General features: G+C 35.2%; 13 protein-coding genes and 1 pseudogene. 4 read left to right on the top strand and 10 right to left on the bottom strand.

The genetic code is table 11. The features are described 5' to 3' along the window. Nucleotides 1–6: 6 nt before the first annotated feature. The 8 genes from Q8G36_RS04865 to Q8G36_RS04830 all read right to left on the bottom strand — a co-directional run bounded on the left by Q8G36_RS04865 (nt 7) and on the right by Q8G36_RS04830 (nt 6,384). Complete coding sequence (locus tag Q8G36_RS04865; RefSeq protein ID WP_305159228.1) at nt 7–666, bottom strand: hypothetical protein; 660 nt, start codon at nt 664–666, stop codon at nt 7–9. Next, nucleotides 657–1,367, bottom strand: a complete 711-nt coding sequence (locus Q8G36_RS04860; RefSeq protein ID WP_305159227.1) for a 4'-phosphopantetheinyl transferase family protein — start codon at nt 1,365–1,367, stop codon at nt 657–659. The genes Q8G36_RS04865 and Q8G36_RS04860 overlap by 10 nt, the downstream gene beginning before the upstream one ends. A 382-nt stretch (nt 1,368–1,749) precedes the next feature. Then, entirely contained in the window at nt 1,750–2,037 is a 288-nt protein-coding gene (locus Q8G36_RS04855) for a transposase (protein WP_305159226.1), read from the bottom strand. Between the two features lie 88 nt (nt 2,038–2,125). Continuing rightward, a complete protein-coding gene (locus Q8G36_RS04850) occupies nt 2,126–3,718 on the bottom strand; it encodes a hypothetical protein (protein WP_305159225.1) in 1,593 nt (530 codons plus the stop codon). Then, a complete protein-coding gene (locus Q8G36_RS04845; RefSeq protein ID WP_305159224.1) occupies nt 3,693–4,409 on the bottom strand; it encodes an ABC transporter ATP-binding protein in 717 nt (238 codons plus the stop codon). The genes Q8G36_RS04850 and Q8G36_RS04845 overlap by 26 nt, the downstream gene beginning before the upstream one ends. Before the next feature lie 48 nt (nt 4,410–4,457). After that, a complete protein-coding gene (locus Q8G36_RS04840; protein WP_305159223.1) occupies nt 4,458–5,246 on the bottom strand; it encodes an ABC transporter permease in 789 nt (262 codons plus the stop codon). Continuing rightward, a complete protein-coding gene (locus Q8G36_RS04835; protein ID WP_305159222.1) occupies nt 5,243–6,148 on the bottom strand; it encodes an ABC transporter ATP-binding protein in 906 nt (301 codons plus the stop codon). The genes Q8G36_RS04840 and Q8G36_RS04835 overlap by 4 nt, the downstream gene beginning before the upstream one ends. Next, the gene (locus tag Q8G36_RS04830) at nt 6,145–6,384 is read right to left on the bottom strand and encodes a PLD nuclease N-terminal domain-containing protein (protein ID WP_034305547.1); all 240 of its coding nucleotides are present in this window, start codon (nt 6,382–6,384) and stop codon (nt 6,145–6,147) included. Before Q8G36_RS04830 ends, Q8G36_RS04835 begins: the two co-directional genes overlap by 4 nt. 404 nt (nt 6,385–6,788) lie before the next feature. Between Q8G36_RS04830 and Q8G36_RS04825 the strand changes: the two genes are divergently transcribed. Beyond that, nucleotides 6,789–7,334, top strand: a complete 546-nt coding sequence (locus Q8G36_RS04825) for a helix-turn-helix domain-containing protein (RefSeq protein ID WP_251435558.1) — start codon at nt 6,789–6,791, stop codon at nt 7,332–7,334. Between the two features lie 198 nt (nt 7,335–7,532). Here Q8G36_RS04825 and Q8G36_RS04820 read toward each other — a convergent pair whose 3' ends face one another. Then, nucleotides 7,533–8,093 carry a thioredoxin family protein gene (locus Q8G36_RS04820; protein ID WP_305159221.1) on the bottom strand — a complete coding sequence of 187 codons (561 nt, stop codon included), beginning with the start codon at nt 8,091–8,093 and terminating at the stop codon, nt 7,533–7,535. 214 nt (nt 8,094–8,307) lie between these two features. On the opposite strand from Q8G36_RS04820, the pseudogene Q8G36_RS04815 reads away from it, so the two are divergent. The 3 genes and pseudogenes from Q8G36_RS04815 to Q8G36_RS04805 all read left to right on the top strand — a co-directional run bounded on the left by Q8G36_RS04815 (nt 8,308) and on the right by Q8G36_RS04805 (nt 9,276). Then, nucleotides 8,308–8,675 (top strand): annotated as a pseudogene (locus Q8G36_RS04815) (GRP family sugar transporter). A gap of 5 nt (nt 8,676–8,680) precedes the next feature. Then, complete coding sequence (locus Q8G36_RS04810) at nt 8,681–8,923, top strand: GRP family sugar transporter (RefSeq protein WP_336622949.1); 243 nt, start codon at nt 8,681–8,683, stop codon at nt 8,921–8,923. Between the two features lie 140 nt (nt 8,924–9,063). Then, nucleotides 9,064–9,276 carry a hypothetical protein gene (locus Q8G36_RS04805; RefSeq protein WP_305159219.1) on the top strand — a complete coding sequence of 71 codons (213 nt, stop codon included), beginning with the start codon at nt 9,064–9,066 and terminating at the stop codon, nt 9,274–9,276. Nucleotides 9,277–9,386: 110 nt separating this feature from the next. Here the strand turns inward: Q8G36_RS04805 and Q8G36_RS04800 are convergent, their stop codons facing one another. Then, entirely contained in the window at nt 9,387–10,736 is a 1,350-nt protein-coding gene (locus tag Q8G36_RS04800) for an FAD-binding oxidoreductase (protein ID WP_305159218.1), read from the bottom strand. Nucleotides 10,737–11,022 lie beyond the last annotated feature (286 nt).

Genomic DNA, 11,022 nt, shown 5'->3' with positions numbered 1-11,022 from the left:
CCCCCATTATTTTAAATATGTGCCTGATGCAACTGTCAACATATGAAAAACTAAAGAAATTAAAGCTATTACAATCGTTATGATCCATGCATTTCTTCTCTTAATGAGCGCTAATTTTTCCAGACTATAACTGAATAGAATTAAACTGATAATGTAAAACAATTCAAACTCAGCCATGAATGTGTGAAGGATGGAATTTTTATCATGCACCAGTAAGGATAAACTAGTAAATGTCGTTTCCTTGCTCTTAACCAATAATGCGATGATTGCATTAACACCAGATCCAACCACGATGCATATCCCTGCATTTATGACAGCTTGGCAAATCCTTTTTATATTTACCGGCCTTTCTTTTAAAACTAAAAATAACAGGCACACAATTAATATTTGAATGAGAAATGTAACCAATAATCCTAGAGCCCCCATTACAATTGTGTTAATGGCAAAACTCATGGCTCCGATCTCTGAAATGGACATGCCATTTAATACATTCATCCCTTTTTGATCTGCAGAATATAACAAAAGCGTCGTTTCGATACCTGCAATTAAACTGAGTATCAATAACGAAATGATTAACTTATGAACTCTATCCTCTTTTTTAAAAAGATATTGTACTAATTTGTTATTGTTTTTAAATTCAGCATTTGCTTCCATTTTTAATTCCATTGGTATTCCCCCTCAATTATTTTCGTAGAATTTATTGGAAAGGTAACACTTCTTATTTCTTCGTTCACGATTACAACCGTTGATTTATATTGGGAAAAATTTTTATAGAAAAGTGAGATGTTATCATGATCCATATCCACCTTGGAAATCTCATAGATTTCAAGTGGAGAGGTCAATCCTGTTTTTAGTATCTTTGATAGACTTTCTTTTGCACTAAAGAAAATTTCTTTACTTAAAACACCATCACTTTCCTTAATCATTTTTTTCTCGGATTCCGTTAAATAGGTCTCCAAAAATTCAGAATCAGATTTCGTTTTAGTCTCGATATCAATTCCCATTGGATGCAGTTGATCAAAAATCAATATTCCGAATGTTTTATCCGTATGTGTGATGGATATGCCCATGTTCATTAATAAGAACAAATTAGTAACAATAACCGGCTGTCCAAAGACTCCTTTCAACAGGGATACATTCTTTATTTCATCCAAGCCTATATCTAAAAACTCCATAATTGCTTTTTTTGCACAGTACAAACTTTTCTTTGCTTCGATGGTTCTTTTGGGTCCATTTTGCAAATTAAGATAACTCCATTCTTTTTCGTTGAAAATATCTTCAATATAGTCCAAATTGACTGAATCCGCTTCATAAAACTTGATGTAAGATTTATAAATTTTTTTCTTATTCATAAAATATTCAATCAATTATAATTTCCCTCCCCTCTTTTTTTTAGAATCTCGCAATTTTAACCCATTTTTTTCCTCAAAAATTTCTTTTTTTAAACAATTATTTCATTTTCTAGGTTAATTATTACCTATTATCATTATCGATAACACTTTATCACAACAATTTTGCCGAGTCCATTAAAAATTTGTAAATTATCTACATTACATAATAACTTTACCAATTTTCATCATGTCTCCTCTTTAGTAGTATTTTCATAGGACTTATCGTGTGAAATTCGGTCTAAAAAACTTAACTTTAAAAAATGCACATGAAAAGAATAAATTTTCTAATTAAAAAAAACCATATTTTATTTTTCACTATAATTTGTGAAAAATAAAATATGGTTTTAATACTGTTCAATCATTTTGGTTGTTTCGTAAAAATGTGCATTGCCTTTTTTAATATTTCATTCTCTTCCTGTAAATCTCTAATTATTTTATCCTTTTCCTCTTTCAGACTGAGAACTGAAAAACCATTACTGAAGTCTGCCGATCCCTCTTCATTTGTTTCTTTATAGATATTGATCCAATTTCTTAATGTAGGTATGGAGATATTAAGTTCTTCGGCCAATTCTCTAGGTTTTCTGCCTTCTTCCAATACTAATCGAGCAGCATAAATTTTAAAATCTTTATCATGGTGTTTCCCCATAATAAGACACTCCTTTTTTAAATTTATTTAGTGCCGATTTTCTGTACTTCCTTTATCAAACGGAAATATTTTTCTAATATAAAGACTTTCATAAATTTAATTTCAATCTATTAATCAAAATGGCATTGATCGCTATTGCGATCATTAAAATTATGAGAGCTCCCATCAGGGGTTGGACACTGAACCAAACCAAGCCAAAATGAATGGCTGTCACCATGATTAATAATGGCAATCCATAAAGCAGGCTTATTAATACATTGGGGTTTGATTTAATAGCAGCAGATGGGTTCTCCCATTCTATACTAGGATTTTTCATATCATATAATGGTGTTAGAAGATTATAGCAAACCACTAAACTAGAAGTAATTAATAACATGACTGCATTTTCCATTTCCCAATAACCAAATAGTGCAAATATCAAAAAGCTGATCACTACGGCTATAATACTGATTATTGATGAAAATATCACTTTAGAAAAATAAACATATTTTTCATCAAAAGGGGCACTTTTCAATAAATAGTGGTATTTCCCTTCCCTTGAATATGGGGTTCCGCTTATATTATTTATACAACACAAGAAAAGGACCGAATATGAAAAGTATTTATCAAAGACCCCCTCTTTCGTTATATTCAAATAATTCGGGAACACTTCATTCTGAATCAGCAATAACATGACAAGTGAAAAGATCGGCGGCAATAAAAGACCTAAAGCGATTTGCATCTTAAAATATGCTTCAGACTTAATGATCCATATCTCTCTTTGTAAATAGTTGCTCCATTGATTTTTGGATATGTTAACCTTTGAATTTTTTACATTCGTTTTGTTATTTCCAAATAATCCGTTTTTAAAATAATGAACAGAAATGTTTTCTATAATAAATGAAAACAATAGGAAACCAATTACTAGTATCGAAATATAAATAATGAAAAATTGAACAGTTATTTCATTTGATACAAAAGCATCCAGTAGCCATTTAATCACTGGTATCATATTCGCGGTTTCAAACATATGCCTCATTATGAATTCCAACGAGTTTTTTAGCCCTTCAATAGAATCCAAATCTATTTCCGAGATGACCTTTGATATAGCAATTGATGATTTTCCGGCAAAATATACAATGGAAATAATCAAAAGCATTAGGATAACGGCAATGTTCACCATTAAGTATGCTACTTTATTTTTGAATCTATAATAATACCTATTAATGCACGATAGGATAAAAAGCAGGAGCAAAGCCGTTAAACCATTTACAATCGGTAAAAATATAAATAATTTAAACGCTTCCATAAACTTTAGGTCGACTATCAAGAAGCCTATTGTTGGCACTTGGATTACCATTGATAAGATGATAGGAACCCATAAGCTACTTAAAACCTTAGCCCTTGATATTTCCTTATAGGTGAGTGGCAGAGGTGCCAATACTTTAAATTCATAATAAGAAAATATTTGTGATGTGGACAAATAGCAAACCAATGCAAAGACGAGAATGCTAGAAATCGTTAAATTATAAAACAGGAAGACCTCGGTATCTCCAAGAAAATAAACAAAGGCGTTTACGGCAGTCAGCTGCAAAAACATATAAAAAACGGCTATTATCAGTACAGCCTGCAACATTGTCTGCTTGGGCATTTTATAGAAGGAAGCAACGAAAAATCTAGTTAACTGAAGTTTTTCCTTCATATACCTGAGCCTCCATAAAGGTAGATTCTAATGAACTTTCACCTATTATATTTTGTATTTCATCATGCAGGATGATTTTCCCCTCTTTTAAAATAGCCACTGTATTACAAATTTTCTCTGCCACATCCAGCAGATGCGTCGAGAAAAACACTGTACCGCCCATTTCAACATATTGTTTGATTAACCCCTTAAAAACTAAAACGGCGTTTGGATCTAATCCATTTAATGGTTCATCCATAATGATGATCGGGGGATTAATGGTAAAAGCCGCTATCAGGGATACCTTATGCATCATTCCATAAGAATAACTTCCCATAGGCTTTTTAATGGACTCCTGCATCCCAAACCGATTGATATATTTCCCCAAACGTTCTTTGTCATCATTTCCATATAGGTTCATCAAGAAACGAATCCAATCAAATCCCGAAACATTGTTAAACACATTGATAGTATCAGGGATGAAGAAAAATTGTTTTTTATATTCAATGCCGTCTTCATTGGTCAGGCCATTTATTTCAACCTTTCCATTTTCAGAATCTAAAATGCCCGTAATAATGTTCAGCGTCGTAGTTTTCCCTGCACCATTTGCTCCTATGAAACCTAAAATTTCCCCTTTTTTGATTTCTAGATTTACACCATTCAAAATCTTCTTGGCCGAGTAGCTTTTCTCTAAATCTGTGATGCTTAACAAAGTTATCATCCTCCCATCACTTCATGATTAACACATTTCCATCCCAACTTACTCGTTATTGAATTTCTTTTTTGAAATCCATATGTTCGTTACCAATATCGCTACTGCCGTCAACGCAAGTGCTGCTAATGCACCCCAAATCGCCTGTGAATTGACTGTGCCTAAAATCAGTACTTCCATGGCATGTTTACTCATGCTTGCTGGATTCACATTGTCTATTACCGGACTTAATCCAACTATGATTCTACAGCCGAGGAGAAATACTATCGAAATTAATGCAATAATACCCTGACTATTAAAAATGGTACTGATCATCGTCGTGAATGAAATGATAAATAGGATCCACAGCAGATAGAACAGCAAAGCCACTATTAAATCCGCAAAATCAACACTCGTAAACAAAAAAACTACATACAGATATGAAACCAAATATCCCAATGCTACACTGCTGGCAACAAACAGATAATTGGAAATGATTTTCCCGCTTATATAAGATCCAACCGTCACGGGCCTTGTAAGAATGAAAGCCAGCATCCCATTCGCTTTATCGGATTGTACGACTCCCATCATGGAAACGATGATGATCATGACCCCTAGCTGATCAAATTGAGACCCTAAGGTACTAGCAAGAACTTCTCCGCCTTTTTGGGCAGCCATACTTGGATCAATGGTAATCCCCTGGCCCCCGCCCAGTGCCTCTAATATTGAAGGTAAATAATAGCTTACAACCGGTTGAGTTATTCCTAAAAATATAAATACAAGCGGCAGCCAAATCACTTTAAATTCACGTACCATCTGAACAAATTCCTTTTTAGCTAAAACGGCAAAATTATTCATTTTTCCACCACCAATTTTAAGAATATCTCTTCCAATGTATCGTTATCTATTTCGAACTTTACAAGATCAACATTATGCTCTAAAGCATTCGCCAGTAACATATTCTTGTTTGACTCAATATTTTCCACTTCTATCTTCAATTTATTTCCCATTACCTCTACACCTTTGACAAAGTTCAAGCTTTTAACATTTTCAATCCATTTTTGACTTTTAGAGGTTATGTCGACATTGATTTTATTTCCGCTATTCCTGTTTAATAATTCCGATATTGTTGTATCCTCAATTTTTTTACCACTTTTTATAATGACAAACCTCTCACATATTTCTTCTGCATCGCTTAATATATGCGTCGATAATAAAATTGTCGTATCTTTCTTTATCTCTTTTATGATATTTAACACTTCTCTCCGGCCGATTGGATCTAATGCCGAAACCGGTTCATCCATGACAATCAATGCTGGTTTATGTAACAGCGCCTGTGCAATTCCAAGCCTTTGTTTCATTCCGCCTGAAAAAGTCCGCACCTTTGAATTCTCTTCCCCGCTCAACCCCACTTTCGACAATATCTCTGGGATGCCGCTTAATAATTCTTCCCTCTTGATACCCGAGAGCTGCCCCATGAAAGTAAGAGTTTCCTTCGCAGTCATCCATTGAAAGAAGTTAGGGTATTGTGGTAAGTAGCCTATTTCCTTTTTCATTTTTGAAATTTTCTTACCATCAAGCAATACTTCTCCCATACTTGGATCTATAATATCTGCAATCACTTTTATCAGTGTCGATTTACCAGCCCCATTTGGCCCTATCAATCCAACACATTCCCCTGATTGCAGTTCCATTGAAAAATTATTGACCGCTGTTTTTTCTTTGAATTTTTTTGTAACATTTTTAATCTCTAATTTCATATTCTCTCACTGTCCTTTCTACCAATAACGAAGTACAGAATTGGACCGATAGTATTTGCAAAAATAATGATGAGTGTCCACAATAAAACATTTTTCCTCGTCTTTCGATTTCTGTATAAATCAATTAATGCTATAAGGACTAAAATCATTCCAATAGCAATTACCGGTAAAATAATCGGCAGAATAGACATGAAATCAATATCTTTCAATTCGTTCCATCCATAATGCAATTCCATATATACCACTCCTTTGAAAACGAAATATTATTATCATTATCGATAATGATAACATCTAAATTGGAATTTTGCACCTATTTTTTTCTTTAATAAAATATTGTTTTAGTTTTTATTGTTATTTATAATGATAATATTATCATAATGAATAATAATAAAAATATAGTGATATTTTATTAAGTTTTACATAAAGAAATTAATTTCTTAAAATTAAAATTATTTAAAAAGGCTTATTATTTACTTCGAAAACATATTTCGGTAATATTATTTTTCGAACCGTGTCATTTTTATTAAATGAAAATGATTCAAACATTACAATATATGACGAATTAAACTTATTATTCATGACCAACATTAAAATTGATTAAAAATTATCCAGTTATAATTTCCAATGTGAGGAGAATAAGATGATTAATAAAGCTGAAATTTTAATGCACCCTGTACGAATAAAGATTTCCCAAGCTTTAATGAGAAACAGGGAAAATGGTTTAACACCATTAGAAATGTTAAAAGTCATTAAAGATGTGCCCCAAGCAACATTATATAGACATATACAGGTTTTGTTGGATTCAGGGGTCATTCGTATTGCAAAAGAGAAAAAAGTGAGATCCGTATCCGAAAAATACTATGTTTTAAATGAAGAAGAAGCGCGACTTAGCGGGGAAGAATGGAAAAAATCTTCTAATGAGAAAAAGGTGAACTATTTTTCTTATTATCAATTATCGCTTATGACTCAATATCAAAACTATCTTACTAAATTAGAAGAAAAAGACTGCGCGGAAGATGGTTCAACCTTTTCCCTTTTAGAACTAAAGCTTGATGATGAAAGCTTTATTAACTTCCAAAATGAATTGAACGATTTAATGTTAAAATACTACAAAGCTACGAATCAAAGTGCCAAACAAGACTCTCCTATTCGAACAATCGGCGTTACAATTATTCCAGAATCATAAAAAATGAAAAGGCTGTTCCAAAACCATGCACTCAAGAACCGTGAATACTATAGAAAAAACTGTTAGGAAACATATCTATATATTCACCAACCAATCAGGTTGCAGTCTCCGTTTTGAAACAGCCCTTCATAATGGAAGAAACTCCAAAATGGGCTTACCACCCGCTTTTGGACAGGTCAGAAAGTGATATACCCGCTGTCAGCAGCTCCCCAATGCTTCCTTGATACTGCTGTATACTTCGTCCCACAGGTGTTTTTCTTCAGCAAAAGCCGCAGTTATCTTTTTAATAACTGCTTTTTGCTCTGCCTCGAAACGTTCATCATCCTTGGCCGGCAGGTCAGACCTTAACTCCATTACGTACTCTTGTACCTTTGGTGCACGAGGTCCCCAAACAGCTTTTTCTTCACCATTCTTATCAATGAATATAAAAATGGGAATCGAACGCGCTGTTCCATTCGTTAAGTATTGATCCATCAGTTCAAGATTTTGATCTCGTAAAACCATGCGAGTTTCAATATTTGCCGCTTCAGATATATTCAGCAGTATTGGAATGTTCATCATTGCGTCTCCGCACCAGTCTTCAGTAATGACAATGGCTCGAAGTTCCTTCGTCTTTAGTTCATCAAAAAAACCTTGTTCCTCTGCAGAAATGGAAAAACCCTCCTGAATCGATTGTAAGTTTTCTTTATGAACTTTCATCGAAAATACAAATTCTTTAGCAGGAATCCCCTTTTCAAACCATTCATTCAGTGTCGTCATACTATTTCTCCTAACTATTTTTAAATTAAAAGTACCATAAACCACTTATTATTTCATTGTTTCCACCCTGAAAAATAAAATGACAAATTGGTAAATTAAAACCATGTTTTTCTTTCCCTTGTAAAGGGAAAACTCTAATTACAATCAATAGCTTACTAACTACCTATTTTATATTCATTAAAACATTGTTTTCTAGTTTAGGAGATGAAATTTTGTGGAAGATTTTCTCTTTGCGCTCCTCCCTGCTTTGACTTGGGGCAGCTTAGTGCTTGTTTCCGAAAAACACGGAGGTAACTCTTATAATCAAACACTTGGCATTACAATCGGCTGTTCGCCATCATGATGTCTTTCATCAATCCGCCGGAATGGAGCAGTCTAGTGTGGATTGTCGGCATCATTTCCGGGATAGGCTGGGCATTCGGGCAGTTATTTCAATTCAATAGCGTCAAGGAAATCGGGGTATCGAAGACCGTTCCTATCTCAACAGGACTGCAAATTCTAGGAAATACATTTTTTGCGGTTATCATTTTCAGGGAATGGAATGACAAGATGACAATCATCATCGGCATTGTTGCGCAATAATCTGTTTGGTTACAGGTGTCTTGCTGACGAGCTACGGCGATGGTGATGACAAAAAAGAAGGAAGCATGAAAAAAGGGGTTTTTTACCTTGCCATTTCAACGGTGGGTTATGTTACATATGTCATTGTTGTCAGATGGAATGAAGTTGACGGATGGTCGGCGATCCTGCCGCAAGCAATTGGCATGTTCCTGGCTGCCCTGCTCCTACGTATCTATCACGAATTTGGATTGTGTATAAATTTCACATAGTTTATTTAAATTGTTTATCCCAATGGACTTGGCCGTTTCAGTCCATCCTGTCTACGTTATATTTTTTTCTCCTTATTAAATAGAAAAGAACGGTCATCCTAATGGAGTAATTCCAATAATGACATAAGGAGAGAAACTGCATGCCTCAACAACAAATTGATATCACTCAATTAAATAAAGCAAAAGCAAACGTTACCCTTACACAAACCTTACTTTCACAAGCAATTGAAAAATCTTCCTCTGATCCAACTTTGGCACAAGAAGCCATTAAACAAGCTGCTCAAGAAATCGCCCTAGCCCAATCTTCCGTAAATCAGGTTTACAATACAGTACAAGCTCAGCAAGCGGAATGATTTTGGGTATTATCTCGATTAATTGATCAAAACAAGAAGAAAGAGGCCTATATCCAAATTTAGGAATAGGTCTTTATATAACCAATATTTTTTGGTGAAACCAATCTTTTTCACCCCCACTTATTTAATGGCGGTATGCTTTGTGGGAACTTAAACGAATTATACGGATCATACCTCGTTTTCACGTCCCTAAGCCGTTTGAAATTTTCTCCATAATACGCAGTTGGCCAATCTTTGATTAGAGTATCCGGCCAATTCACGTAGTCACCGGTAGTAAATGGCGACAAGGCATGCTTCAGGTCCTTGATCCACCGAATGTTTAGCCGCTCTTCTTCTGGATTGGTCCATGTAGCCTGATACTCCTGGGCGATGATGGCATCACGATAATAAAAAGCTGTCTCCCTTGGATCTTTAAGGCCCGCCACTCCTCCTAGGGATTGGTGCCAAATGGCTGCATTATCATTTGGAGCATTTCCTAAAAAATGTTTCATGGTCATGATTGCTTGCTGTGGAAAAGGTTTTTCAATGAAAGATCCTGACCTCTTTCGATGCGCCGGTTGATTTCCAGCTGGATAATCAAAGAATCTTACGGCTTCAATGTATGGGACTTCCTTTATCATGACATTTATTGGTGAACCAGTTTTTGTCAAAGGCTTTAATAGCTGCTTCAATCTATGTGATGTTCCAACAAATTCACCTTTAGCAAAAATTTCGTTTGCTTCCTTTGCCTTGAATTCTATTTCTGAAGTTAAGCATTCATCAGCTTGAGGGGCCCAATCCTGCCAGGCTTCAAACACCGCTTCGAAATCTTCCCACCCCCATGTGACGGAGAAAACGGATACCCTTGATACGGGGGTTACCCTGAAAGTAAGAGAAGTGACTATACCAAAGTTTCCCCCTCCTCCCCCGCAGCATGCCCAAAATAAATCACTATTGATTTTCCTATTTGCTTTAATGAGTTTGGCGCCCCTCTTTCCACATGCCCTTACCATTTCTATTTCAAGTAGATTGTCACAAGTAAGTCCAAAGCGCCTCGTTAACATACCTATTCCACCGCCGAGCGTAAGACCTACAACACCAACACTGCTTTCGGTCCCTGCCGGAATCGTCGTGCCATAGTTCCATAACGTATTATATACTCGCCCTAAATCAGCTCCGGCTTCAATTTTTGCGATCATTTTTTCACGATTGACCTTGATACTGTACATTTCGCTAATATCAATGACTAGACCGCCATTCACTAATGAAAAATTTTCATAACTATGCCTGCCGCTCCTAACCCGGAAAGGTGCATGATTTTCCCGGGCCCACTTTAATGAATTCAACACATCATCGGAATTTTGACAAAACACAATTACCTTTGGGAATTTAGAAAAACTTAAGTTATTATTTATCCTGGCACGCTCATATTCAGCATCATTAGGTGTAACGATACGCCCGGTAAGCTTTGTTCTTTCCAAAAGATAACCCCTTCCTCGGGTAAATATGTTACATCCTATGAAAAAACCTGGCAGGAAGATACATTCCCCCTGCTGGCCCTCCCTTGTTTTGACGTCAATTTAGCTTTACTCGTGAATTCAACGCCTTTACTAGTGAATTACACGCATTTACTCGTGAATTCAACTACTTTACTCGTGAGTTCTACGGCTTTACTCTTGAATTCCACGCATTTACTCGTGAATTACACGCATTTACTCGTGAATTCCACGCATTTACTCGTGAGTTCCACGCATTTACTCGTGAGTT

Origin of the sequence: Peribacillus frigoritolerans (assembly GCF_030676415.1) — a bacterium.
Classification (GTDB): Bacteria; Bacillota; Bacilli; order Bacillales; family DSM-1321; genus Peribacillus; species Peribacillus frigoritolerans_A.
Note: the sequence above shows the minus strand (reverse complement) of the source record. Positions and strands in the feature narration are given on the sequence as shown.